The organism is Saccharothrix sp. NBAS 001, assembly GCF_056640475.1.
Map to the genome: position 1 here is coordinate 5,998,712 of NZ_CM153251.1, position 23,788 is coordinate 6,022,499.

General features: G+C 72.8%; 21 protein-coding genes and 2 riboswitches. Of the genes, 9 read left to right on the forward strand and 12 right to left on the reverse strand.

Going from position 1 to position 23,788, the window contains the following annotated elements:
- Position 1: 1 nt before the first annotated feature.
- From glyA to AC0HI0_RS25480, 8 genes are all read right to left on the reverse strand, one after another.
- Positions 2 to 1,267: a serine hydroxymethyltransferase gene (gene glyA / locus AC0HI0_RS25445; protein ID WP_480926021.1), complete on the reverse strand. Its 1,266-nt coding sequence runs from the start codon at positions 1,265 to 1,267 to the stop codon at positions 2 to 4.
- A 10-nt stretch (positions 1,268 to 1,277) separates the two neighbouring features.
- A complete protein-coding gene (gcvT, locus tag AC0HI0_RS25450; protein ID WP_480934381.1) occupies positions 1,278 to 2,378 on the reverse strand; it encodes a glycine cleavage system aminomethyltransferase GcvT in 1,101 nt (366 codons plus the stop codon).
- Positions 2,379 to 2,486: 108 nt separating this feature from the next.
- A riboswitch (glycine riboswitch) is annotated at positions 2,487 to 2,577 on the reverse strand.
- Position 2,578: 1 nt separating this feature from the next.
- Positions 2,579 to 2,666: riboswitch (glycine riboswitch) on the reverse strand.
- 310 nt (positions 2,667 to 2,976) lie between these two features.
- On the reverse strand, positions 2,977 to 3,279 hold the full coding sequence (locus tag AC0HI0_RS25455; protein ID WP_015104135.1) for a DUF3817 domain-containing protein: 303 nt from the start codon (positions 3,277 to 3,279) through the stop codon (positions 2,977 to 2,979).
- A 20-nt stretch (positions 3,280 to 3,299) separates the two neighbouring features.
- Complete coding sequence (locus tag AC0HI0_RS25460; RefSeq protein ID WP_480926022.1) at positions 3,300 to 3,689, reverse strand: hypothetical protein; 390 nt, start codon at positions 3,687 to 3,689, stop codon at positions 3,300 to 3,302.
- Positions 3,690 to 3,810: 121 nt separating this feature from the next.
- Positions 3,811 to 4,299 (reverse strand): helix-turn-helix transcriptional regulator, encoded by a 489-nt coding sequence (locus AC0HI0_RS25465; RefSeq protein ID WP_360735187.1) that lies wholly within the window; start codon positions 4,297 to 4,299, stop codon positions 3,811 to 3,813.
- A 191-nt stretch (positions 4,300 to 4,490) separates the two neighbouring features.
- A complete protein-coding gene (locus AC0HI0_RS25470) occupies positions 4,491 to 4,652 on the reverse strand; it encodes a hypothetical protein (RefSeq protein WP_480926023.1) in 162 nt (53 codons plus the stop codon).
- 423 nt (positions 4,653 to 5,075) lie between these two features.
- Positions 5,076 to 6,206: a CaiB/BaiF CoA transferase family protein gene (locus AC0HI0_RS25475; protein ID WP_480926024.1), complete on the reverse strand. Its 1,131-nt coding sequence runs from the start codon at positions 6,204 to 6,206 to the stop codon at positions 5,076 to 5,078.
- Entirely contained in the window at positions 6,206 to 7,354 is a 1,149-nt protein-coding gene (locus tag AC0HI0_RS25480) for an acyl-CoA dehydrogenase family protein (protein WP_480926025.1), read from the reverse strand. The genes AC0HI0_RS25475 and AC0HI0_RS25480 overlap by 1 nt, the downstream gene beginning before the upstream one ends.
- 106 nt (positions 7,355 to 7,460) lie before the next feature.
- Here AC0HI0_RS25480 and AC0HI0_RS25485 point away from each other — a divergent pair, with 106 nt between their 5' ends.
- From AC0HI0_RS25485 to AC0HI0_RS25495, 3 genes are read left to right on the forward strand one after another with little or no spacing between them, the layout of a single operon-like run.
- Complete coding sequence (locus tag AC0HI0_RS25485) at positions 7,461 to 7,904, forward strand: N-acetyltransferase family protein (RefSeq protein ID WP_480926026.1); 444 nt, start codon at positions 7,461 to 7,463, stop codon at positions 7,902 to 7,904.
- 55 nt (positions 7,905 to 7,959) lie between these two features.
- Positions 7,960 to 9,162, forward strand: coding sequence for an acetyl-CoA C-acetyltransferase (locus AC0HI0_RS25490; RefSeq protein WP_480926027.1), 1,203 nt, complete (start codon positions 7,960 to 7,962; stop codon positions 9,160 to 9,162).
- Positions 9,162 to 11,225 carry a 3-hydroxyacyl-CoA dehydrogenase NAD-binding domain-containing protein gene (locus tag AC0HI0_RS25495; RefSeq protein ID WP_480926028.1) on the forward strand — a complete coding sequence of 688 codons (2,064 nt, stop codon included), beginning with the start codon at positions 9,162 to 9,164 and terminating at the stop codon, positions 11,223 to 11,225. The genes AC0HI0_RS25490 and AC0HI0_RS25495 overlap by 1 nt, the downstream gene beginning before the upstream one ends.
- Before the next feature lie 111 nt (positions 11,226 to 11,336).
- On the opposite strand, the gene AC0HI0_RS25500 is transcribed toward AC0HI0_RS25495, so the two are convergent.
- Together AC0HI0_RS25500 and AC0HI0_RS25505 are read right to left on the reverse strand one after the other, a co-directional pair.
- Positions 11,337 to 14,696 (reverse strand): phosphodiester glycosidase family protein, encoded by a 3,360-nt coding sequence (locus AC0HI0_RS25500; protein WP_480926029.1) that lies wholly within the window; start codon positions 14,694 to 14,696, stop codon positions 11,337 to 11,339.
- A 111-nt stretch (positions 14,697 to 14,807) separates the two neighbouring features.
- Positions 14,808 to 15,803 carry an AraC family transcriptional regulator gene (locus AC0HI0_RS25505; RefSeq protein WP_480926030.1) on the reverse strand — a complete coding sequence of 332 codons (996 nt, stop codon included), beginning with the start codon at positions 15,801 to 15,803 and terminating at the stop codon, positions 14,808 to 14,810.
- A gap of 625 nt (positions 15,804 to 16,428) precedes the next feature.
- Here AC0HI0_RS25505 and AC0HI0_RS25510 point away from each other — a divergent pair.
- The 5 genes from AC0HI0_RS25510 (at position 16,429) to AC0HI0_RS25530 (ending at position 20,582) form a co-directional block, all read left to right on the forward strand.
- Positions 16,429 to 16,842 (forward strand): hypothetical protein, encoded by a 414-nt coding sequence (locus tag AC0HI0_RS25510; protein WP_480926031.1) that lies wholly within the window; start codon positions 16,429 to 16,431, stop codon positions 16,840 to 16,842.
- Entirely contained in the window at positions 16,833 to 17,930 is a 1,098-nt protein-coding gene (locus AC0HI0_RS25515) for a winged helix DNA-binding domain-containing protein (RefSeq protein ID WP_480926032.1), read from the forward strand. The genes AC0HI0_RS25510 and AC0HI0_RS25515 overlap by 10 nt, the downstream gene beginning before the upstream one ends.
- Before the next feature lie 66 nt (positions 17,931 to 17,996).
- The gene (locus tag AC0HI0_RS25520; RefSeq protein WP_480926033.1) at positions 17,997 to 18,377 is read left to right on the forward strand and encodes a hypothetical protein; all 381 of its coding nucleotides are present in this window, start codon (positions 17,997 to 17,999) and stop codon (positions 18,375 to 18,377) included.
- A 64-nt stretch (positions 18,378 to 18,441) separates the two neighbouring features.
- On the forward strand, positions 18,442 to 19,509 hold the full coding sequence (locus AC0HI0_RS25525; protein ID WP_480926034.1) for a GNAT family N-acetyltransferase: 1,068 nt from the start codon (positions 18,442 to 18,444) through the stop codon (positions 19,507 to 19,509).
- Positions 19,510 to 19,550: 41 nt separating this feature from the next.
- Positions 19,551 to 20,582, forward strand: coding sequence for a LacI family DNA-binding transcriptional regulator (locus AC0HI0_RS25530; protein ID WP_480926035.1), 1,032 nt, complete (start codon positions 19,551 to 19,553; stop codon positions 20,580 to 20,582).
- Between the two features lie 11 nt (positions 20,583 to 20,593).
- On the opposite strand, the gene AC0HI0_RS25535 is transcribed toward AC0HI0_RS25530, so the two are convergent.
- Together AC0HI0_RS25535 and AC0HI0_RS25540 are read right to left on the reverse strand one after the other, a co-directional pair.
- The gene (locus tag AC0HI0_RS25535) at positions 20,594 to 22,009 is read right to left on the reverse strand and encodes a GH1 family beta-glucosidase (RefSeq protein ID WP_480926036.1); all 1,416 of its coding nucleotides are present in this window, start codon (positions 22,007 to 22,009) and stop codon (positions 20,594 to 20,596) included.
- Positions 22,010 to 22,313: 304 nt separating this feature from the next.
- The gene (locus AC0HI0_RS25540; RefSeq protein ID WP_480926037.1) at positions 22,314 to 22,955 is read right to left on the reverse strand and encodes a DUF4386 family protein; all 642 of its coding nucleotides are present in this window, start codon (positions 22,953 to 22,955) and stop codon (positions 22,314 to 22,316) included.
- 132 nt (positions 22,956 to 23,087) lie between these two features.
- Here AC0HI0_RS25540 and AC0HI0_RS25545 point away from each other — a divergent pair, with 132 nt between their 5' ends.
- On the forward strand, positions 23,088 to 23,753 hold the full coding sequence (locus AC0HI0_RS25545; protein ID WP_480926038.1) for a TetR/AcrR family transcriptional regulator: 666 nt from the start codon (positions 23,088 to 23,090) through the stop codon (positions 23,751 to 23,753).
- The last annotated feature ends 35 nt before the right edge of the window (positions 23,754 to 23,788 follow it).

The following is a 23,788-nucleotide window of genomic DNA, read 5'->3' on the forward strand; positions in this document are numbered from 1 at the left end:
TTTACAGGTTCGGGTAGAGCGGGTGCTTCGCGGCCAGCACCTCGACCCGGGACCGCAGCTCCGCCAGGTCCGGCGACGCCTGCAGCGCCGCCGCGATGACGTCCGCGACCTCGGCGAAGTCCGCCGCGCCGAAGCCCCGGGTGGCCAGCGCCGGCGTACCGATCCGCAGGCCCGAGGTGACCATCGGCGGGCGCGGGTCGTTGGGCACCGCGTTGCGGTTGACCGTGATGCCGACCTCGTGCAGCCGGTCCTCGGCCTGCTTGCCGTCCAGTTCGGACTCCACCAGGTCGACCAGCACCAGGTGCACGTCGGTGCCGCCGGTGAGCACCTTCACGCCGACCGCCGCCGCGTCGGGCTGGGACAGCCGGTCGGCCAGGATCTTCGCGCCCTCGACCGTGCGGCGCTGGCGGTCGGCGAACTCGGGCGACGCGGCGTGCTTGAACGCCACCGCCTTGCCCGCGATCACGTGCTCCAGCGGGCCGCCCTGCTGGCCGGGGAACACCGCCGAGTTGATCTTCTTGGCCAGGTCGGCCTCGTTGGTCAGGATCACGCCGCCGCGCGGGCCGCCCAGCGTCTTGTGCGTGGTCGTGGTGGTGACGTGCGCGTGCGGCACCGGGTTCGGGTGCAGCCCGGCCGCCACCAGGCCGGCGAAGTGCGCCATGTCGACCATCAGGTAGGCGTCCACCGAGTCGGCGATCCGGCGGAACTCCGCGAAGTCGAGCTGCCTCGGGTAGGCCGACCAGCCGGCCACGATCAGCTTCGGGCGGTGCTCGGTCGCCAGCCGCTCGACCTCGGCCATGTCGACCCGGCCGTCGGTCTCCGACACGTGGTAGGGCACCACGTTGTAGAGCTTGCCGGAGAAGTTGATCCGCATCCCGTGGGTCAGGTGGCCGCCGTGCGCCAGGTCCAGGCCCAGGATCGTGTCGCCGGGCTGGAGCAGCGCGAACATCGCGCACGCGTTGGCCTGCGCACCCGAGTGCGGCTGGACGTTCGCGAAGCCCGCGCCGAACAGCTCCTTGACCCGCGCGATGGCCAGGCGCTCGATCACGTCGACGTTCTCGCAGCCGCCGTAGTAGCGCCGGCCGGGGTAGCCCTCGGCGTACTTGTTGGTCAGCACGGAACCCTGCGCCTGGAGCACCGACACCGGGGTGAAGTTCTCCGAGGCGATCATCTCCAAGGTGCCCTGCTGCCGGCCCAGTTCCGCGGCGACGGCCTCGGCGACCTCCGGGTCGAACTCCGCGAGGGAGGTGTTGAAGTGCTCGGACATGGTGTCTCCCTTACGAGTTTCGCTTGTAGAACGGCAGCGCGACGACTTCCACGGGTTCCTGCTTGCCCCGGATGTCGACGGCCAGCTCGGTGCCGGGCTCGGCGTGCTCCGGCGGCACGTACGCCATCGCGACCGAGTAGCCCAGGGTCGGCGACAGCGCGCCGCTGGTGACCTCGCCGATCACCGCGCCGGACGCGTCCAGCACCGGGTAGCCGTGCCGGGGTGCGCGGCGGGAGGTGGTCTTGAGGCCCACCAGCTTCGCCTCCACGCCCTTGTCGGCGACGGCGGCCAGCGCGTCGCGGCCGACGAAGTCCTCCGGCTTGTCCAGCTTCACCACGCGGCCCAGGTTGGCGTGGTACGGGGTGCGCTCGGTGGTCAACTCGTTGCCGTACAACGGCATCCCGGCCTCCAGGCGCAGCGTGTCGCGGCAGCCGAGGCCGGCGGGCCGCAGGTCGTGCGCGCGGCCCGCCTCCAGCAGCGCCTGCCACACGGCCGGCGCGTCGGACGGGTCCAGGAACAGCTCGAAGCCGTCCTCGCCGGTGTAGCCGGTGCGGGCGAGCAGCGCGGGCCGGCCCGCGACCTCGGTCGGGTAGGAGGCGTAGTACTTGACCGACGCCAGGTCGGTGGTGGTGAGGCCGGCCAGGATCGCGGTGGACGCCGGGCCCTGGATCGCGAGCAGGGCGTAGTCGACCGACTTGTCCACCACCGAGGTGTCGTAGCCGTCGGCCCGCTCCACCAGCGCCTCGAACACCACGGCGGCGTTGGAGGCGTTCGCGACGACCAGGTACTCCTGCTCGCCGGTCCGGTAGACGATCAGGTCGTCGATCACGCCGCCGTCCGGCCGGGTGATCATGGTGTAGCGGGCGCGGCCGACGGAGATCGCGGACGCGTTGCCGACCAGCGCGTGGTCCAGCGCGCGGCCGGCGTCGGGGCCCGACAGCACGATCTCGCCCATGTGCGTCAGGTCGAACAGGCCCGCCGACGTGCGCACGGCGTGGTGCTCGGCGAGTTCGCTGTCGTAGCGCAGCGGCATCCGCCAGCCCGCGAAGTCGGTGAACTGGGCGCCCAGCGCCTCGTGCTCGGCGTGCAGCGGCGTCCGGCGGGTTTCCACGGGGTGGTCCTCCCTGGTGGCGGGCACGGCGATGACACCGACCTGGTCGGTCGGCCGCCGTTGGTGAAGGATGACACGGTCCATCGGAGACTCCTCGTCGAGTGAGCCTCCCCCTCTGTCATGAGCCTGAGAGCTTCACCGCGCGCTGGGCGCGGCTTGCACCGTGGGCGAGGCGCGCAGCGCCTGCTTTCCAGAGTTGCCTTCGTCGGGCGGTAGCTGTGCCTGAGAGATTCCGGGGAGGAGTTGCTCCTTCGGCGCCCCTTGCGGGGACTCTCCCGCTCGACATCGACGGCCGTGTTCAGTTGGTACCGCCAGACGCTAGTTGTGCCTGGTAGGCACGGTCAACCGGGACCCGGTCACAACACCCGGCCGGCGCCGGGCCGCAGGTCGCACGGCGGTGGCGCGGGACCTGCCCGTCGACGGGCGGGCGGCGGGCGGAGGCGATCACCGCGCGGGTGCCGGCGCACCGGGTGCGCGAGACGGCCCCGGAGGCGTGCCACGTGCCCGCAGACGCGCCGGAAGCCCACAACCCGACAGGAAGCACCTCAAGCTCACACGACGCGCTCACAGCGGCTCCGGGCGCGGACGGCGCGGGCGGTCACAGCGCACGTTCCGCCTTGACGCTCTCGACCACCTTGCGCTCGGCGTAGAACGACACGAACGGGATGGTGCCCGCGAGCAGCACCAGCGCGGAGCCCTTGAGCGACCAGCGCGCCTTCAGCGCCAGGTCGACCGTGAAGACCAGGTAGATGGCGTACAGGAAGCCGTGGACGGGGCCGACGACGGCCATCATCCCGGCGTTGTCGCCGATGTACTTGACGAACATCGCGACCACGAGCAGGAGCAGGCCGACACCGACCACGTAAGCCATGAACCGGAACCGGCTCAACGCACCGCTCATCGCCTACCGACCGCCTTCGCTCACCGCTGGTCCCGCGCGTTGAGCTGCCGGAGGAAGCGGTTGTAGGCCGCCAACTCGTCGTCCTCGTCGTCGTGCGCGGGTGTTTTGACGGGTTCCACGGTAACCACCGGCCGCGGCGCGGGCGCCACCGGCTCCCGCGTCCCGACCGCCGGGTCCGCCCCGTCCTCGGCCCGGCGCTGCGCCGCGAGCTTGCGCAGCCGCCACACCATGAACAGGGGGAACAGGCCGAACAGCGGCCACTGGAAGACGTACCCGAGGTTCTGGAACGTGCCACCGGCTTCGGAGAACCGCTCCCACTGCCAGTAGGCCAGGCCGCAGCACACGATCAACGACACCAGGCAGACCGCCGCTACGACGAGCCGCTTGGGTGTCAGGAGGGTGCCGGGCACCCTCCCACACTACTTCGCGGAGTTCACTTCTCGACGGAAGGGGCTCCTCGCACAGGAGCCCGCCCTCCCGGTTGGTGCTGGTACCGCACTCGACGCCGCGCCCTCACAACGCGGCGCTGGTTCACGCAACGCCGTCCCGGCGCTGCCGCTGCAACCTGGCCACGCACCAGGCCGCCGCACTGCCCCGACGCAGGTGCTGGAGCACCGTCATCGGGCCGAGACGCCGTCCCAGGTCGGCGGGCGTGAGCCCGGCCGCCCGGTAGTCGAGCGCGCGCTGGTCCAACGGGCTGATGCCCGCGTCCCACCACCGCTCCGCCTCGGACAGGTCGCCCACCAGCTGCCAGTAGCTGGCGGCCGCCGCGAGCAGGACCTCGGGCACCTCGGGTGCCCTCTTCCGCATCGCCGCCACGTAGGCCGGGTCAGCGGATTCGACCCGAACCAGTCCGCGCGACCCGCCGTTCGCCCGTTGCACGGGGATCCCCGGCGCGGACGGCGGGGCCTCGGCCAGCCACTCGTCCTTGATCCGGTTCACCTCTTGCAACTCGGCGTCGTCCGAGCGCTCAGCCGCCCACTGCCGCAGCAGCTCGTCGACTCCGGAGTCCTCGACCATTCTGCCTCCTCGTCGGTCGAAGATCAGCCAATGCAGCGCACCGTATTAGCGGGTACCGACAACCGCTAGACCCTGGATTGTCAAAAACCCTGTTACCAGCGCGTTATAGCCCTCATTCCACCCATACGGTGCAACGTCCGGGCCCCGCCGTCACCACTGGTGACCAGACCACTCACGCCCCGCGACGTGGACTAGCGGAACAGGCTGCGGACGAACGTGATGATCGACTCGGCTCCCTGGCGCAGCCAGCCGACGCCGGTCTTGACCGCGTCGGCGGACTGATCGGGCTGGGTGATCAGGAGGAACAGCAGCAGCGCGACGGCCGCCAGCGTCACCACCTTCTTGACGTTCACGAGACCCTCTCCGTCCGTTCACAGGTGCCCGGCCGGCAGGCGTCGTGCCCACCGCGTTACGGCCCATGGTCCCTCATTCACCCGGACGATGACGGGAGAACCCGCCCTGATCCCACGACCGGGCGCAGGATCCACCAGGGAGCCACGCTCCAGCCCTCCTGGCAGTCACCCGAACGGACGATCAAGGGTCCCCGAGCCCCGGCCGATGACCTAGGTACGGGCCACTCGCCCACTCCCCCCCTGGCACGAACACCGAGGTTCCGCGACATCGTCAGCTCTCCGCCGCAGATCGCGCTGATCACCCACATGCGCTGACGCACCCACCGTGCGTCATTGGGCCGGTACGGGCCGCACAGTATTCTTTCACCCACCACGGGCGTATTTTCGCGGCCATTTTCCGACCGCCTGCCAATCGTCTCCCGATCATCCGACGACCCCCGTCCGACGCAGTTCCGCAATGTCCGCGTCGGGCAGTCCCAACTCGGCCAAGACCTCGATCGTGTGCTGCCCGACGGACGGCGGCACGGACGGTGTCGCCGCCGGGGTGCGGTCGAACCGGGGTGCGGGCGCGGGCTGCACCAGGCCCCCCACCTCGACAAACGTCCCGCGCGCTGCGTTGTGCGGCGCGGTCGGGGCCTCGCCGGGGGCGAGCACCGGCACCAGGCAGGCATCCGTGCCGGCCGCGCGTTCCGCCCATTCATCCCTCGTTCGAGTGGCCACGACGGCGGCGATCCGCTCCCGCAGCGCGGGCCACTGCGCTGGATCGTGCCGATTCGGCACCTCGGCATCCGCCAAACCCAGCACCACCAGCAGTTCCGCGTAGAACTTCTCCTCCAGTGCCCCGATGCTCACGTACTTTCCATCCGAGGTGGCATATACGTCGTAGAACGGCGCGCCCCCGTCGAGCAGGTTCGCGCCGCGTTCCCCCGACCAGCCCCCGGCGGCCGTCATCCCGTGCAGGAACGTCGTCAGCAGCGCCGCGCCGTCGACCATCGCCGCGTCCACCACCTGCCCGCGCCCGGACCGCTCGCGCTCGTACAGCGCCGCCAGCACGCCCAGCGCGAGCAGCAGCCCGCCGCCACCGAAGTCGCCGACGAGGTTGAGCGGCACGGTGGGCGGCGCGCCCGCCCGGCCGATCGGCTCCAGCGCCCCGGCCAGCGCGATGTAGTTGACGTCGTGCCCGGCCCGGTCGGCCAGCGGCCCCCGCTGGCCCCACCCGGTCATCCGGCCGTAGACCAGCCCCGGGTTGCGAGCCAGGCAGTGCGCGGGCCCCAGGCCCAGCCGCTCGGTCACCCCCGGCCGGAAGCCCTCCACCAGCACGTCGGCCCGCTCCACCAGCTTGAGCACGACCTCCGCGCCCTCCGGCCGGCGGATGTCCACGCCCACCGACCGCCGGCCGCGCCCCAGCACGTCGCCGGGCACGGCCGTGCCGCCGGAGACCCGGTCCACCCGGACCACCGACGCACCCAGGTCGGCGAGCACCATGCAGCCGAACGGCGCCGGCGCGAGGCCCGCCAGCTCGACCACCCGCAGGCCCGCCAGCGGCCCGGCCACTAGAGCGACCTCGCGATGATTTCCTTCATGATCTCGTTCGTCCCGCCGTAGATCTTCTGCACGCGCGCGTCCGCCCACGCGCGCGCGATGGGGTACTCGGTCATGTAGCCGTAGCCGCCGAAGAGCTGGACGCACTCGTCCACCACCCGGCACAGCCGCTCGGTGGACCACCACTTGGCCATCGCCGCGGTCGGCACGTCGAGCCGGCCTTGGAGGTGCGCCTCGACGCACTCGTCGACGAACGCCCTGGTCACCCGGGCCTCGGTGGCGCACTCGGCGAGGGTGAACCGGGTGTTCTGGAACTTGATCAGCTCCCGACCGAACGCGGTGCGGTCCTTGACGTAGTCCACGGTGAGGTCCAGGGCCGCCTCGATGCCCGCGACCGACGCCACCGCGATGATCAGCCGCTCCTGCGGGAGCTGCTGCATGAGCTGGATGAAGCCCTGCCCCTCGGACGAGCCGAGCAGGTTGGCCGCGGGCACCCGGACGTCGTCGAAGAACAGCTCGGCGGTGTCCTGGCCCTTGAGCCCGATCTTGTCCAGCACCCGGCCGCGCCGGAAGCCGGGGGCCAGCGGCGTCTCCACCACCAGCAGGGAGATGCCGGTCGCGCCCTGGGACGGGTCGGTCTTGGCGACCACGACCACCAGTTCGGCCTGCGCGCCGTTGGTGATGAACGTCTTGGAGCCGTTGATCACGTACTCGTCGCCGGAGCGGACCGCGCGGGTCTTGATGTTCTGGAGGTCGGAGCCGCCGCCGGGCTCGGACATCGCGATCGCGCCCACGTACTCGCCACTGGCCAGCTTCGGCAGCCAGCGGTGCTTCTGCTCCTCGGTGCCGTAGGCCAGGACGTAGTGCGCCACGATCCCGCTGTGCACGCTGTTGCCCCACGCGCTGTCGCCCGCGCGGGCCTGCTCCTCCAGCAGCACCGCCTCGTGCGCGAACGTGCCGCCGCCACCGCCGTACTCCTCCGGGACGGACAGGCACAGCAGGCCCAGCCCGCCCGCCTTGGTCCAGAACTCCCGGTCCACCTGCTTCTGCGCGGCCCAGCGCTCGTGGTTCGGGACCGATTCCTTCTCGAAGAACGTCCGGGCGAGCTGACGCAGCTGGTCCAGGTCGTCGGTCATCCAGGGGGAACGGCGTGTTGGCATACCGACGACGGTCCCACCGGCCGGGGTCGCCCGCCATGACCGCCACACCCACAACTGCCGGCAGATCGTGAGCACAACTGTCAGGCGCGTGCGCAACACTGCGGGCATGAACCTCCGGAGGCTGTCCCCGAGGGACTGGGCGACCTGGCGTGACATGAGGCTCGGCGCACTGGCCAGCGACCCCGGCGCGTTCGGCTCGACGCTGTCGGTCGAGCAGGGCTACGACGAGGCCCGCTGGCGCGAGATCCTGCACCCGAGGTGGGGCGTGAAAGTGATCGCGGAAGCCCCTCAGCCGGTGGGACTGGTGGGGACGGTGCCCCATGAGGACCACGACGACGTGCTGTACCTGTACTCCATGTGGGTGAAACCGCCGTTCCGCCGGCGGGGCGTCGGCGAGGCGCTGGTGGCGGAGGTGCTCGCCTGGGCGCGGGAGCACCGTTGGCGGCGCGTGCAGTTGCGGGTGTTCGCCGGGAACGTCCCGGCCCGCCGGCTCTACGAGCGGCTGGGCTTCACCGGGTGCGGCGAGGTGATGGAACTCGCGGTGAGCTAATAAGTCAGTCCGCGCGGTCATGGGCTTGGGGGCCGGGGCTGCCTACCGTGGCAGCATGAGCGAAGCCTTGATCTTCGACGCGGTGCGCACACCGCGTGGCAGGGGAAAGCGCGGTTCGCTGCACAGCGTGAAGCCGATCACCCTGGCCTCCGGGGTGCTCGCGGCGCTGGCGCGGCGCAACGACCTGGACACCTCGGCCGTGGACGACGTGGTGTTCGGCGTCGTGTCACCGGTCGGCGAGCAGGGCTCGGACATCGCCCGCACCGCCGTGCTGGCGGCCGGGTGGGACCTGCGGCCCGCCGGTGTGCAGCTCAACCGCTTCTGCGCGTCCGGCCTGGAGTCGGTGAACCTGGCGGCGGCCAAGGTCGCCTCCGGCTTCGAGGACCTGGTGGTCGCGGGCGGCGTGGAATCGATGTCGCGGGTGCCGATGGGCTCCGACGGCGGCGCGTGGATGGCCGACCCGGAGACCAACCTGGCCACGAACTTCGTGCCGCAGGGCGTGAGCGCGGACCTGATCGCCACCCTGGAGGGCTTCAGCCGGGAGGACGTGGACGCGTTCGCGCTGAAGTCCCAGCAGCGGGCCACGCTCGCCCGCGACAAGGGGTACTTCGAGCGGTCGCTGGTGCCGGTGGTGGACCGCAACGGGTTCGTCGTGCTCGACCACGACGAGGCGATCCGGCCGGAGACCACGCTGGACGGGCTGGGCGGGCTCAAGCCGTCGTTCCAGTTCCACGGCGACCTCGGCTTCGACGCGGTCGCCATCGACCGCTACCCGTCGGTCGAGCGCATCCACCACGTGCACACGCCGGGCAACTCGTCGCAGATCGTCGACGGCGCGGCGGCGATGCTGATCGGCAACGCCCGCGCGGGCCAGGACCTCGGCCTCACCCCGCGCGCCCGGATCGTGTCGGTCGCGGTGGTCGGCTCGGAGCCCACCATCATGCTCACCGGCCCGGCCCCGGCAGCCCGCAAGGCGCTGGACAGGGCGCGGCTGTCGGTGGAGGACATCGACCTGTTCGAGATCAACGAGGCGTTCTCCTCGGTGGTGCTGAAGTTCCAGCGCGAACTCGACCTGCCCGACGAGGTGGTCAACGTCAACGGCGGCGCGATCGCGATGGGCCACCCGCTGGGCGCGACCGGCTGCATGATCCTGGGCACCCTGCTGGACGAGCTGGAGCGCCGGGACCTGCGCCGGGGCCTGGCCACGCTGTGCGTGGGCGGCGGCATGGGCATCGCGACGATCATCGAGAGGGTCTGATGACCATCCACTACGAGCGCGACGAAGCGGGCGTCGTCACGCTGACCATGGACATGCCGGGCTCGGCGAACGTGATGAACGCCGAGTACCACGCGGCGATGGGCGCGGCGGTCGCCCGGCTGGAGGCCGAGCGCGACGAGATCACCGGCGTCGTGCTGACCTCGGCCAAGAAGACGTTCTTCGCGGGCGGCGACCTGAACCTGCTGATCCGGCTCACGCCGGAGAACGCGGGCGAGGCGCTGGGCTTCCTGGAGGACGTGAAGGGCCAGCTGCGCCGGCTGGAGACGCTGGGCAAGCCGGTGGTCGCGGCGATCAACGGCGCGGCGCTGGGCGGCGGCTTCGAGATCGCGCTGGCCTGCCACCACCGCGTGGTGCTCGACGACGACAAGATCAAGCTGGGCCTGCCCGAGGCGACCCTGGGCCTGCTGCCCGGCGGTGGCGGCGTGACCCGGCTGGTGCGCCTGCTGGGCGTGCAGCCCGCGCTGCCGCTGCTGATGGAGGGCAAGCAGTTGCGGCCCGCGCGGGCGTTGCAGGCGGGCCTCGTGCACGCGCTGGCGTCCTCGCCGGATGACCTGGTCGCGCAGGCCCGCGCGTGGATCGCGGCCAACCCCGCGCCGCGGCAGCCGTGGGACCAGCCGGGGTACGCGGTGCCGGACGTGAAGTTCGGCGACCCGAACGTGTACGGGCTGCTGGCCGCCGCGCCCGCCGTGCTGCGCAAGAAGACGCACGGCGCGTACCCGGCTCCGGAGAAGATCCTCGCGGCGGCCGTCGAGGGTGCGCTGGTCGACTTCGACACCGCGCTCAAGGTGGAGGGCCGGTACTTCCTCGAACTGGTCACCGGCCAGGTGTCCAAGAACATGATCTCGACGTTCTGGTTCCAGCTCAACGAGATCGGCGCCGGCGGCTCCCGTCCGTCCACTGTGGACCAGACCAAGGTGGCCAAGCTCGGCGTGCTCGGCGCGGGCATGATGGGCGCGGGCATCGCCGAGGTGAGCGCCGAGGCGGGCATCGAGGTGGTGCTCAAGGACGTCACGCTGGAGGCCGCGACCCGGGGTGCGAACGGGGTCCCGGGCGTCACGCCGACCGATTCGGACGCCGACCTCGCCGGGTGCGACCTGGTGATCGAGGCGGTGTTCGAGAACCGGGAGCTGAAGAACGCGGTGCTGCCGGCGGCCGAGTCCGCGGCGCTGCCGGACGCGGTGATCGCGTCGAACACCTCGACGCTGCCGATCACCGGGCTGGCGTCGGCGGTGGGCGACCCGACGAGGTTCATCGGCCTGCACTTCTTCTCGCCGGTGCCCAAGATGCGGCTGGTGGAGATCATCCGCGGCGAGCGGACCTCGGACGAGACGTTGGCGCGGGCGTTCGACTACGTGCTCCAGATCGGCAAGACGCCGATCGTGGTCAACGACAGTCGGGGGTTCTACACGTCGCGGACGTTCGGCACGTACGTGACCGAGGCGGTGTCGATGGTCGCCGAGGGCGTGCGCCCGGCGCTGATCGAGAACGTCGCCAAGCGCTCCGGCATGGCCGTGGGACCGCTCGCGGTGTCCGACGAGGTGACGCTGACGTTGCAGCTCAAGATCCGGGACCAGACGCTGGCCGACGACCCGTCGATCGCGGGCGCGCTGGGCGGGCACCCGGCGTTCGGCGTGCTGGAGGACCTGGTCGCCGAGGGGCGTACCGGGAAGTCCGGCGGGGCCGGGTTCTACGAATACCCCGAGGGCGGCAGGAAGTTCCTGTGGCCGGGCCTGGCGCGGTACGCGCGCGAGGACGCCGGGGTGACCGAGCGCGACGTCGAGGACCGGCTGCTGTTCATCCAGTCGCTGGAGACCGTGCGGTGCCTGGACGAGGGCGTGCTGACCTCGGTCGGGGACGCGAACGTGGGCAGCGTGTTCGGGTTCGGGTTCGCGCCGTGGAGCGGTGGGACGTTGCAGTTCGTGAACTCGTACGGGCTGTCGGAGTTCGTGGAGCGGGCCGACTACCTGGCCGACACCTACGGCGAGCGCTTCCGGCCGACGGCGTCGCTGCGCGAGCGTGCCGCGAAGGGCGAGCAGTTCTGACCCCGGGGCGCGAAACCCGTTGACGATTGCGGAGTTCTTGCGGGCGGAGCCCGGTGTCGGCACACCGGGCTCCGCCCTCTCAGGCGACCGCGCCGTCGCGCGGTGTCCGGTCTAGGCGACCTTGCGGCCCCATTGCGGCCACGCGGTGGTCACGTCCGCGCGGCGGGTGACGCCGTTGACGGTGACCGCTACGGTCGCCTTGCCCGGCCGGATCGCGGTGAGCTTGCCGGTTTCCGGGTCCAGCCAGGCCACGTGCCACGGCCGCAGCCCCGTCACGGGTCCGATGTGGACGTTCAGCGACCCGGTCCAGTCCGCGCTCACCGGGTACTTCACCGGCACCTGCCGCGAACCCTGGGCGACGGTCGCGGCGACCGCGCCCGGGGTGCCGACCCGCACGGTGGTCGGCGCGGTCAGCGTCAACTCGTCCACGTGCGGCCGGATCTCGGCGGCGATCCACTCCTGGCCGTGCTTCGGGCGCGCGTCGACGCCGAGCATGGTCCAGCCGGAGAACCCGCCTTCGGCCGGCGCCTTGCCGGAGTTGCCGTTGATCAGGTACGGCACGCCGTCGACCCGCGACGCGTGGAACACGCCGACGTGCGAGCCGATGAACATCGCGCCCTTGCCGGTGGTGCGGCGGAACTCGGCCAGCCAGTCCTCCACCACGTCGGCTTCCAGCCGGTCGTTGAGCCGGCTGCCCATGGTCGGCGTCGGGTCGCGCGGCGGGTGGTGCTCCATCACGACGACCGAGTTGATCCGACCGTGCTCGCGCAGCGCGTCGCGCAGCATCGCCGTCTGGTCGAAGCCACCGCCGCGCAACGTCCCGGTGGACGTGTCGAGCAGCACGAACCGGGTGCCCTTGTGGTCGAAGACCCGGTTGGTGGTGCCGAACTCGCGGCGGAAGTTCTCGATCGTGCCCGGACCCATGATCTCGTGGTTGCCCGGCACGTAGTACCAGGGCAGCTCGTCACCCAGCTCCTCGTCCAGGATCCGGTGCGCCAGCGCCAGGTCGGCGGGCGCGGCCTCGTCCACGAAATCGCCGTTGACCACCACGAAGTCGGGCTTCTGCGCCTTGATCTCGCGCAACGTCCGGCGCGCGGCGCGCACCAGGTCGCTGTCCGGGTTCCGGGCCACGAACTGGGCGTCGGACATCACCGCGAACCGCCACTCGCGGTTGCCGAGCGTGCCGTCCCGGATCACCACGCGGTCGGAGACCTCCTGCGCGGCGGGCAGTTGAACGGCCGGCGGCACCTTGGCGACGATGTCGTCCACCAGGACCTCGCCCGAGTACTGCCGGTCGGCCTTGGTCTCGATGGTGTAGAACCGGTTGACCCGCAACGGGAACTCCATGCCGGACGGCACGGGGACTTCCAAGTGCTTCCAGCCGGTCCAGGTGATGTAGGGGCCGTAGAGCGATCTGGTGAGGCCCGCGTTGTCGGTCACCGTGAACGCGGTCCACTCGCCGCGCCCGTGCCCGTAGACCCACGCGCCCAGCGCGAGCGGCTGGCCCTCCACCACGATCGGCTTCGGCGGGATGGCGTAGGCGGTGCGGGTCCCGGTCGACTGGCCGAAGTCGTAGGCGAGCTTGAGGCCCGCGCCGGTGTGGCCCTCGGCGACCGGGGCGACCGAGCCCGAGCCGCGCGCCGAGCCGAACGTCCACGCCGCGCCGTCGTCGAAGTCCGCGACGACCTTCTCCTGCAGCCCCACCGTGACCGGCACCTGGACGGTGGTGCCGCCGACGCGCGCGGTCACCGTGGTCGCGCCGGCCTTGAGCGCCTTGACGCGCAGGGCGCCGTCGTCGGCGGGCGCGATCTCGACCACCGACCGGTCGTAGTCCAGGCCGAGGTCGGCGGGCTCGATCGGCGCGGTGAAGCCCTCCGGGTCGTGGCCGACCACGCCGAACCCGCCGGTGCCGCCGATCTCCGGCAGGCTGAGCCGGTTCGTGGTGGCCGACAGCCGCGACAGCGGCCCCAGCACGGTCAGGTCGACCTCGCCGGTCGTGCCGCCGCGCCGGGCGACGGCCTTCGTGGTGCCCCGGGACAGGCCGCGGAACACGCCGTCCACGACCCGGCCGACGTGCGGGCGGGTGGACTGCCAGGAGCGCGCCTGGTCACGGGCCGGGCCGTAGGTCTCGTCGTAGCCGTCCGCGACCAGGCGGCGGGTCAGGCCGGGGAACACCCGCTCGGGGTGGCCGCCGGCGACGGTGTCCGAGCCGGGCGCGCGGCGCGGGTCGATCGCGGTGCGGGTCCAGAACCCGGCGAGCCGGCCGCTGCCCTGCGGCGCGTAGAGCGCCAGGCCGTTGGGCACCGGGCGCTCCCCGCCGTCGGACGGCGTGTTCTCCACGGCCACCGCGTCCGTGCCGGGGGTGCGGGCGAGCAGCGTGGACGAGCCGCCGCCGTCGAGGTTGAGCGCGTTGTGCGCGCCCATCTCCTTGAGCGCCGCCGCCATGTCCTTGAGGTTGAGGCCCAGCAGGAACGGCGCCTGCCGGCCGTCCACGGTGAGCAGGAACATCTTCTTGCCGTCCGCGGAGAACCCGACCGCCGTGCGCGGGTGCAGCGGGTCGTCGGGCGCGACCACCGCGCCGTCCTTGAGCAGCAGCTGGTTGCCGCCGATCGCGGCTTTGAGGGCGCTGCCGTCGTCGGCCTTGGCGGAGTAGTCCACGGTGACCCGCTGCCCGACCGCGAGCGCGGCCAGCCGGTCCGCACCGGCTTCCCGGCCGACCAGGACGTACCCGTCGGACGGGATCGGGTCGTCGCCGGCGGTCGTCCGCACGGCGGTGACGACGTCGTTGCGCACCACCACTTCCGCGACCTTCGTCGCGCCGCGCACCGCCCGCGCCCGGCTGTAGGCGCCCCACACCGGGTTGAACACGCCGACCGCGTCGGCCTCGATCGAGGCGCTGTTGAGCTGTGCCAACGGGATCGTGCCGCCGTCGGCCGGGGTGACCCGGCCGTCGAACAGCACGTCCATCACCCGCCCGATGCCGGACGCGTCGATGCCGACCGCGCGGCGGTGCCCGGCGGCGGGCGACTTGACCACCGCGCTGCCCTGCACGCCCACGCCCTCGGGCGCGTTGGAGTTGTTGATGTCGAAGAAGTCGCCGTTCACGGCGGCCACCGCGCGGGTGCGGTTCGCCTGTGCCGACAGGGGTTCGGCGGTGGTGACCGCGCCGGGGTGCAGGTAGTCGACCCGGGTGCCGGCGGTCAGGTCGACGGTGAGCGCGTCGCCGCGCACCCAGCCGCCCGCGTCGCCGGGTTCGTACCAGTCGAACGAGCTCAGCGACACGCCCGGCGCGACCGGCCGGGTGGTGCGGGTGGTCTCGATCCGGCGCGCCGGGTCGACGGCGGACCGGGCCGCGACCGCGTCGGGCAGGTCGGCCACGCCGGTCGGCGCGGCGGGTTCGGCGTGGACGGGTGAGATCGGGATCAGGGCGAGGACCAGGGTGGCGGCGAGCGGCCACGAGCGTCTGGACACGGGGTGCTCCGCAGGTGGTGTGGACGAATTTCCCGATGCCAGTCCACCCTGTCGGGAGTTGTCGGAACACGACCGTCCGGCGGCATTCCGGCGAACTTCCGGCTCAGCGGGCTACTGGCTACCAGCCCCCGTGCGGTACGCGCCAGGGCTGTTGCCCGTCCACCGCTTGAACGCCCGGTGAAAAGCGCTCGCCTCGGAGAACCCCAGCCGCAGCGCCAGTTCCTCCACCGACTCGCCGCCGCGCACGAGGCCCGCCACCGCCTGGTCGCGCAGCAGCTGCTCGCGCACCTCGCGGAAGGACGTGCCCTCGGCGGCCAGCTTGCGGCGCAACGTCGGCGCGCTCACCCCGAGCCGCGCGGCCACGTGCTCCAGCCCCACCACGCCGCCGCCGAGCATCCGCCGGACCTGGCTGGACGCGTCCGCGCCGTAGTCCCGGCGGGACAGCAGCTCGGCGGGCGAGTTGCGCAGGAACCGGCGCAGCGCGGCCTCGTCCTGCACCACCGGCATCCGCAGGAACCGGGTGTCGAAGGTCAGCACCGTCTCCGGCGCGCCGAACCGCAGCGGGCAGCCGAAGATCAGGTGGTACTCGGCCGCGTGCGGCGGCTCCGGGTAGGCCAGTTCCACGCCGCGCAACGGGATCCGCCGGCCGATCAGCCAGGACGAGAACCGGTGCCACAGCACCAGCAGCGACTCCACCAGGAACCGGTCCGGGTCGTCCACGCCCTCGGCGGCCAGCGTGAACCGGGCGACGCCGTCGTGCTCGGCCAGCCGCATCGTCGGCCGGATGTCGAACAGCGCGTAGAAGGCCAGGCCGCGCTTCAACGCGTCTTCCAGCGAGGCGCAGTGCACGGCGAGCAGGCACATGGTCGGGAACGTGCCGCGCTTGCTGCGCTGCGGCCCGAAACCCATGAACTCGTCGTCGAGCACGTCCCACAGGGTCTGGACGAGCTTGCTGTACTGGGCGGGGGTGACCCGCGCGCGATCGTCGGACAGCAGCGCCTCGGGGATGCCCGCGGCGGCGAGCAGCGCCGGCACGTCGTGCCCGTGCCGGACGGCACCGCGCAGCGCGGCCGTGACGTAGTGGATCGCGATGGTCCTCGTGAGCATCGCTCACAGTGTGACAGGCGACGAGGTCGACCGACCCTCACATCGGCCCGGGGCTCGTGGGGTGGCCGAGTGCGACGGCGGGGCGTGGGGAGAGAGCAAGGTGCTCCGCCGCCGCACTCGTGGCCCACCCCAGTGAGCCGGCTCCTCGTCGATGGGGCATCCGCCCGCCCATCGACGAGGGACGATGTGGCGCTCACCACTTTATGTGGTCTAGACCAGATACGTCAATACGGCGAAAAGGCTATGCCTGGATCAGACCAATGCGGGGCGTTGCGCGGGTGTTCCGGTTCTGCGCCAGGGGTGTCGGCGGCCACCTCGTGGACCTGGTCGCCGAGGTCGGTCTCGGGCGAGGCCGGGTCCGGGTCGTGCCGGGTGTGGCTCGGGGGAGCCGGCCGGTGGGTGCCGGCAGCGCCTCGTCCGCCGTGCGGCCGGTCACCGGCCGCCGCGATCAGAACCGGTGCGGACCCGCCGCCGGCTCCCCCGCCACCACGACCCGTTTGGACATCCGCCTGCCTTCCGCCTCGCCAATGCCCCTCAAGACTGGCGAACCGGACACCCGTCAGGGTCCCGGAAACGCCTGACGAACTTCTGACGTCCCGCCGGCGTCGCGGGTTAGGGTCGGCAAGTGGGTGAACGGACGGGTCTCGCCGTGGTGGCCGTGCTGATGCTCGGCTGCGCGCTGTTCGGGCCGTTCCCGCACCCGGTGCCGCTGCTGTTCGCGATCGCCGCCGTCGGTGCCGTCAACGCCGCGTTCCCGTTGATGCGGACGTTCGGCTCGGCCCTGCTGGGCGGGGTCGCCGCGGCGGGCGTCGGGCTGGCGGCGGTGCCGTTCGTGACCTGCTCGACCGAGCGGTTCACCGAGGTCTTCACCTGCACGGGTGACGCTCCGACATGGCACCTGACCGGCGCGGTGCTGGTCGCCGGCCTGTCCGGAGCGGCCCTGGTGCTCGCCCGCGTGCTGGGGACGGCGGTGCTGGAACGACGGCTCGCCGCGATCGAGCGGGCCGTGACCGACGGGGAGCACCGCCAGTGGGGTTGACCTGGGGGCGGATCGCCGCGTGGCGGACCCGTGCGCACAGCCTGGACGTGCGCCGGCCCGCCGAGGACGCGCTGGACGTGGTGGCCGAGCTGTGCGGCCTGCACGCCCAGTTGATGTCGTCGGCCGAGGCCGCGCTGCGCGCGCGGGTGGACGGGCTGCCGCCGGATTTCGTGGACCACGCGCTCTGGGCGGACCGGACGCTGGTCAAGACCTGGTCCATGCGCGGCACGCTGCACCTGCTGCCGGCCCGCGAGTACGCGCTGTGGCAGGCCGGGTTCGCCACCTACCGGCACTACCTCAAGCCGGTGTGGCTGCGGAACTTCCAGGTCACCGCCGAGGAACTGCGGGCCCTGCTCGACGGCGTCGCCGAGGCCCTGGAGGGCCGGGTGCTGACCCGCGCCGCGCTCGCCGACGAGGTGGCCCGGCGGACGTCCCCGCACATCGGCGGGAAGCTGCGGGAGAGCTGGGGCGCCTACCTCAAGCCCGCGTCGTTCCAGGGCCGGCTGGTGTTCGGCCCCGGCGAGGGGCAACTGGTCGCGTTCACCCGGCCGGACACCTGGATCGACGTCGGGGAGCCGCCGGCCGACGCCGTCGAGCGGATCGCGCTGCGGTTCTTCGGGCAGCAGGGCGTGGCCACCCGCGAGGAGTTCGCCCGGTGGTGGGGCGTGCGGCCGGCCGACGGCGGGCGGGTGCTCCAGGCGCTCGGCGACCGGATCACCCCGGTCGACGTGGCCGGCGAGCCGTACTGGGCGCGGACCGACCTGGTGCCGGCGCTGCGCGAGGCCGAACCGGTGGTCGGCGTGCGGCTGCTGCCCGCGTTCGACCAGTACGTGGTCGCCGCGACCCGGCACGCCGGACACCTGCTCGACGGCGGCACGCCCGACCGCGTGTACCGACCGCAGGGGTGGCTCACGCCGGTGCTGCTGGTCGACGGCCGGATGGCCGGGGTCTGGGCGCAGGAGCGCAAAGGTCGGCGCACGACCGTGACCGTGGAGCCCTTCCGCTCGTTGACCGCGAAGGAACGCCGAGCGGTGCTCGCGGAGGTGGACCGGACGACCGGCCCGGCCGAGGTGGCCTGGGTCGCCTGAGACCGGTCCACTTGGCGGTACTGTTCTGCCGTTTGCGCCAACGCCAAGAGACTCGGAGGTTCGGCCGTGCGGGTGCTGTGGGCTGCCAGCGGCCTGGCCGTGGCGGCGTCGGCGCTGACCGGCGTGCTCGTCGGCGTCTACCTCGACGGTGTGGACGACAAGAACAAGGCGGAGCCGCCGTCGTCCACCTGGATCACCACGCGGCCGTTCCCGTCCTCCGGCTCACCCGTGCCGACGACGTCCACGGCGACCAAGGACCCGGTGGCGGCCGTGCCCAGGTCCACGACGTCCGCGCCGCCGGAGCGCACGACGACCACGACGCCGCCCCGCGCCCCGGACCCGACCACCGAGGTCACGCTCCCGCCGACGACCACGACGACGGCGAAGCGCACCGACTGGCCGTGCGGCCCGCTCAACCCCTTCCCGCCCCCGCACTGCGACGACTGACCGCACCCGCCGGGTTTTACCTCCGGTTGCCACGGTCGCAACGTGGCGCGCCGACGCTGGTCGCATGGAACCCGCACCGAAGACCTGGCGCCTGCGCGTCGAACTGTCCGACAGCCCCGGCGCGTTGGCGCGGGTGACCGTCCGGCTGGCCGACCGGGCCTGCAACGTCCTGGCGCTGTCGGTGATCCCGGTGCCCGGCGGCGTGATCGACGAACTCGTGGTGCGCGCCGCGCCCGGCCTGCGGCCCGCCGACCTGGTGGCCGAGGTGCGCGCGGAGGGTGGCCGGTGCGTCGGCATCACCCCCGCCGACCTGCGCGACCTGGTGGACGCCCCGACCGCCGCGCTGCGAGCCGCCCGGCGCGCGCTGCGCGAGCCGGGGCACCTGGCCGACGCGCTGCGCGCCGTGCTCGCCGCCGACTCGGTGGTGGTCACCGACGACCCGGCGGTGAACGAGCACCAGGCCAGGCTGGTCGCCCCGGACGGCACGGCGCTGGTCGCGCGGCGCGGCTGGGCACCGTTCACGCAGGTGGAACTGGCTCGTGCGCGGGCTTTGGTGGACCTGATCGGCGACGCCCCGACGGCGACCGCGCTGGTGTCCGACGACGGCCAGGCCCTGGTGCTGCGCCCCGGCCGACCCGCCGACCAGGACGCGGTCGCCGACCTGCACACCCGGTGCTCGATGCGCACCCTGTTCAACCGCTACCACTCCGGGATGCGCACGCTCCCCCGCCGGTGGCTGCACCGCCTGCTGACGCCGCCGCGCGGCACCACGGTCGTGGCGCAGTGCGCGGACCGGGTCGTGGCGCTGGGGCAGCTGATCCCGACGTCGACCCCGGCCGGTGCCGAGGTGTCGCTGCTGGTGGAGGACGCCTGGCAGGGACGCGGGGTGGGTACCGGGGTGCTGTTGGCACTGGCCCGCACCGCGCGCGCCGGCGGGTACCGCGAGCTGGTCGGCTGGTGCCTGCCGGCGGAGACCGGGCTGCTGCGCACGGCGGCGCGGGCCGGGCTGCCGGTGTCGTCGCGGCGGGAGGACGGGGTGCTGCGGGTGTCGCTGGGCGTGTCGGCGCGGGACCGGGTGGTCGGGCGCGACGGCTGGTGTGAGAGCGCTCCCAACGAGGTGGCCTCCCGCTAAGCTGATCCGATCAGGCTCGGTGTGGCGAGGAGTTGGTACCCGTGTCCGTCCAATCGCACTCCGGCTCGCGGCCCACGCTGGAGGACGTGGCGGCGAAGGCCGGCGTCTCGCGTGCGACGGCGTCCCGCGTGCTCAACGCGTCGCCCCGGGTCAGCCCCGAGGCGCACGAGGCCGTGACGGCGGCGGTGCTGGCGCTGGGCTACCAGCCGAACCAGGCCGCGCGGGCGCTGGTGACCCGGCGGACCGGCGCGGTCGCCGTGGTGTTCTCCGAGCCCGAGCCGAAGATCTTCGACGACCCGCACTTCGCGTGGCTGATCCGGGCCGCCGCCCGGTCGCTGGCCGACGCCGACGCGCAGATGGTGCTGCTGCTGGTGCACTCGCCGGAAGACCTGGCGCGGGCCGAGCGGTTCCTCGCCGGCGGGCACGTCGACGGCGCGCTGATGTTCGCGCCGCACAAGGGCGACCAGCTGCCGGCGGTCACCCGCAAGCTGCCGCTGCCCGCCGTGTACGCCGGCCGGCCGTGGGGTCCGCTGCGCGGGCTGCACCTGGTCGACCACGACAACGAGGGCGGTGGCGTGCTCGCGACCGAGCACCTGATCTCGTCGGGGCGCAAGCGGATCGGCTCGGTGACCGGACCGCTGGACGAGCACTCGGCGATGGACCGGCTGGCCGGCTGGCGGACCGCGACCGGGGTGTCGGACGCGGAGGCGGCCCGGCTGACCGAGGACGGCGGGTTCACCCGCGAGGGCGGCAAGCGCGCGATGGCGGCGCTGCTGGACCGGGTGCCGGACCTCGACGCGGTGTTCGTGGCCAGCGACCTGATGGCGGCGGGCGCGCTGGACGCGCTGCGCGAGGCCGGCCGTCGGGTGCCCGAGGACGTGGCGGTGGTGGGCTTCGACGACCACCCGATGATCGCCCCGCACACCACCCCGCCGCTGACCAGCGTCCGCCAGGACACCGGCAACCAGGTCAAGCACATGGTCACCCACCTCCTGCGCCTGCTGCGCGAAGAACCGATCCGCGCCCGCCGCGAGGTCCTGCCGACCGTCCTGGTCCGCCGCGACTCGGCCTGACCCGGCCCGGTTCAGCCGAACCGGTGGCCGGCCGCCGGGACGGCGTTGTGCCGGATCACCTCGGCGAAGGTGTGGCCGCTGAGCTTCACCGTCCGCTCCTGCGTCCCGAAGTCGACGTGCACCACGCCGAACCGCTGCCCGTAGCCGGCCGCCCACTCGAAGTTGTCCAGCAACGACCACGCGAAGTACCCGCGCACGTCCACCCCGCGCGCGATCGCGGTGTGCACCGAGCGCAGGTGCTCGACCAGGTACCGGGTCCGCGCCACGTCGGCCACCCGCCCGCCGTCGACCACGTCCGGGAAGGCCGAGCCGTTCTCGGTGATCACCAGCGGCACCGCGACGTCGCGGCCGAGCCGTTCCAGCAGTTCGGTGAACGCCCGCGCGTCCGCCTCCCAGCCGAACCCGGTCAGCTCCCCGCGCGGCGGCAGGAGTTCGACGCCGCGCAGCCCGGCGAACGGCCCGTCCGGCACGTGGTCGGCGGGCGCGGGCGCGACCCTGGTGGGGCTGTAGTAGTTCACGCCCAGCCAGTCCACCGGGGTCGCCACGACGTCCAGGTCGCCGTCGCGCACCACCCGCCACCAGTCGCCCAGCCAGGCCGTGCCCGCCAGCACGTCGTCGGGGTAACCCCTGCCCGCCAAGGGGTCCAGGAAGATCCGGTGTTGCAGGCCGTCGACCTTCCGGGCGGCCGACCGGTGCCGCTCGTCGTCCGCGTCGACCCACACCGGGCTGAAGTTGAGCACGATGGAGAACAGGTGGTCGGCCGGTGCCGAGGCGCTCATCGCCCGCAACGCCGAGCCGTGGCCCAGCATCAGGTGGTGCGCGGCCTCCAGCGCGCCCTTCGGGTCCGCCACGCCCGGCGCGTGGACCCCGTTGCCGTAGCCCAGGAACGCCGAGCACCACGGCTCGTTCAACGTGGTCCACTGCCGCACGCGGTCGGCCAGCCGTTCGTGCACCAGTGCGGCGTACTCGGCGAACCGGTGGGCGGTGTCCCGGTTGCGCCAGCCGCCGGCGTCCTCCAGCGCCTGCGGCAGGTCCCAGTGGTAGAGCGTGGCCACCGGTTCGATGCCGCGCGCGAGCAGCCGGTCCACCAGCCGGTCGTAGAACGCCAGGCCGCGCGGCTCCACGCGGCCCGCGCCGGCGGGCTGGACGCGCGGCCACGCCACGGAGAACCGGTACGCGCCCAGCCCCAGCCGGGACATCAGGTCCACGTCCCCGGCGTAGCGGCGGTAGTGGTCGCAGGCGGGCTCGCCGGTGTCGCCGCCGCGCACCCGGCCGGGCGTGGCGGCGAACGCGTCCCAGATCGACGGCCCCCGACCGTCCACTGTGGTCGATCCCTCGATCTGGAACGCCGCCGTCGCGGCACCCCAGGCGAAATCCGGCGGGAAGCGGAGCAGCCCCGCCTCGACGTCCGGCCCGGTCGCGGTCATCGGTTCACCCCTTCACGGCCGCTCGCACCACGGCGAGAGCGCTCTCACAGTCCTGAGCGAGCACCCCTGCTGTCAACCGGAAAACGACCGTCCGACACCGTTCCGTTACATTCGGTAATCCCGGCGATCACCACCGGGAGCGGGGTGGCGACACCCGCCGAACGAGCCCGAGGAAGAGGGCGGGGGTGGCTCGGCCCTCGCCCGAGCCACCCCGCACCGAGTTAGAGGGTGCACACGCGCCGCTATGACGCGCGCGCCGAAAATTTCCTGTGACCCACGACACACAAGCGGTCGACGGCGGCCGTTACGAGCGCCCCCGCCGCAGGACGTGCACGGCGGCGACCAGGAACCAGACCTGCACCGTCGCGCTGCCCACGCTGATCAGCGCGCCCGCATCCACCCCGAGCAACTCGACCAGCGGCAGGGCGAGGGCGGCGGCGGTCAGGACGGTGAAGCCCCGCAGCCACGGCGGGACGTCCGCGATCCGGGCCAGGCAGAGCAGCCAGCCGGCCGCGAACAGCGACACGCCGAGCAGTTCGCCGACGCCGCCCGCGAACGAGTTCAACGCGTCGTACTGCACCTCGATCACCGCCCGGTCCGCCCCCGACCGCCACGCGTGCGCGAGATCGGGCATGGCGGTGAGCCACCGGACGATGCCGACGCACCGCGCCACCGCGGACAGGGCGGCGAACGCCGCGCCGAGCCGGGCGACCCGCGAGTCCTGCCGGCCGGGCGCGAGAGTCGCGGCCGTCCACAGCGCCACCGGCAGGAACAACACCGAGTAGGCGAGGTACGCGACGTACCCGAGCCGCAACGCGGTCTCGTTCTCGGCCACGCGCGGCAGCACGGTGGCGGCGGGTTCGCCCAGGCCGGCGGGCCAGTCCACGGCGGCCCCGAGGACGACGATCGGGACCACCAGCAGCAGCCCCTCCACCAGCAACAACACCGCAGTCGCCCGGCTCGGGGCGCTTCCGCGTTCACCACTTGCACTGCGATCAGCTATTGCACTGCGATCAGTGTTCACACTTTCAACGTATCGCACTGCGAACACCGATCGCAACGCGCTACCCTCACGCACATGGTGACCAGGCGGGAACGGCTCCGGGAGCAGACGCTGGCCGAGATCAAGGCGGCGGCGCTGGCCCACCTGCGGGAGGGCGGCGGCGCGGCGCTGTCGCTGCGCGCGGTGGCGGTGTCGATCGAGATGAGCCCGGCGGGCCTGTACCGCTACTACCCGAGCCGGGACGCGCTGCTCACCGACCTGATCACCGACGGGTTCGCGGCGTTGGCGGCGGAGGTGGCGCGGGCCCGGGACGCGGCCGGGGGCGACGCCTTCGTGGCGGCGGCGCTGGCGTACCGGGAGTGGGCGCTGGCCCACCCGCACGAGTTCGCCCTGCTGTACGGCACGCCGGTCCCGGACTACCAGGCCCCGGAAGCCGGCCCGACCTCGCACGCGAGCCGGGCGGTGGGCGCCGCCTTCGCGCCGCCGATCGTCGAGGCGTGGCACCGGGGCACCCTGAAGCGCCGGGAGGTCCCGGCGGGCCTCACCGCGCTGAACACCTTCGCGGCGGCCGTGGACCTGCCCCCGGACGCGGCGGCGGTCGCGTTCACCGCGTGGACCTCGATCCACGGCCTGGTGGTCCTGGAGACCTTCGGCCACCTGGCCTGGCTGGGCGAGAACCCCGCGCCCCTGGCCGAATCCCGCTTCCGCGCCCTGTCCGAGGACCTCGGGATCGCCCCCTGACCCGACGCCCGCGCACGAGAACGGCCGCCCACCGC

Coding starts and splice junctions, on each gene's coding strand:
- glyA (WP_480926021.1), bottom strand. CDS start 1,267: ATGTCCGAGCACTTCAACACCTCCCTCGCGGAGTTCGACCCGGAGGTC.
- AC0HI0_RS25455 (WP_015104135.1), bottom strand. CDS start 3,279: ATGAGCGGTGCGTTGAGCCGGTTCCGGTTCATGGCTTACGTGGTCGGT.
- AC0HI0_RS25465 (WP_360735187.1), bottom strand. CDS start 4,299: ATGGTCGAGGACTCCGGAGTCGACGAGCTGCTGCGGCAGTGGGCGGCT.
- AC0HI0_RS25480 (WP_480926025.1), bottom strand. CDS start 7,354: ATGCCAACACGCCGTTCCCCCTGGATGACCGACGACCTGGACCAGCTG.
- AC0HI0_RS25485 (WP_480926026.1), top strand. CDS start 7,461: ATGAACCTCCGGAGGCTGTCCCCGAGGGACTGGGCGACCTGGCGTGAC.
- AC0HI0_RS25490 (WP_480926027.1), top strand. CDS start 7,960: ATGAGCGAAGCCTTGATCTTCGACGCGGTGCGCACACCGCGTGGCAGG.
- AC0HI0_RS25495 (WP_480926028.1), top strand. CDS start 9,162: ATGACCATCCACTACGAGCGCGACGAAGCGGGCGTCGTCACGCTGACC.
- AC0HI0_RS25505 (WP_480926030.1), bottom strand. CDS start 15,803: ATGCTCACGAGGACCATCGCGATCCACTACGTCACGGCCGCGCTGCGC.
- AC0HI0_RS25525 (WP_480926034.1), top strand. CDS start 18,442: ATGGAACCCGCACCGAAGACCTGGCGCCTGCGCGTCGAACTGTCCGAC.
- AC0HI0_RS25535 (WP_480926036.1), bottom strand. CDS start 22,009: ATGACCGCGACCGGGCCGGACGTCGAGGCGGGGCTGCTCCGCTTCCCG.
- AC0HI0_RS25545 (WP_480926038.1), top strand. CDS start 23,088: ATGGTGACCAGGCGGGAACGGCTCCGGGAGCAGACGCTGGCCGAGATC.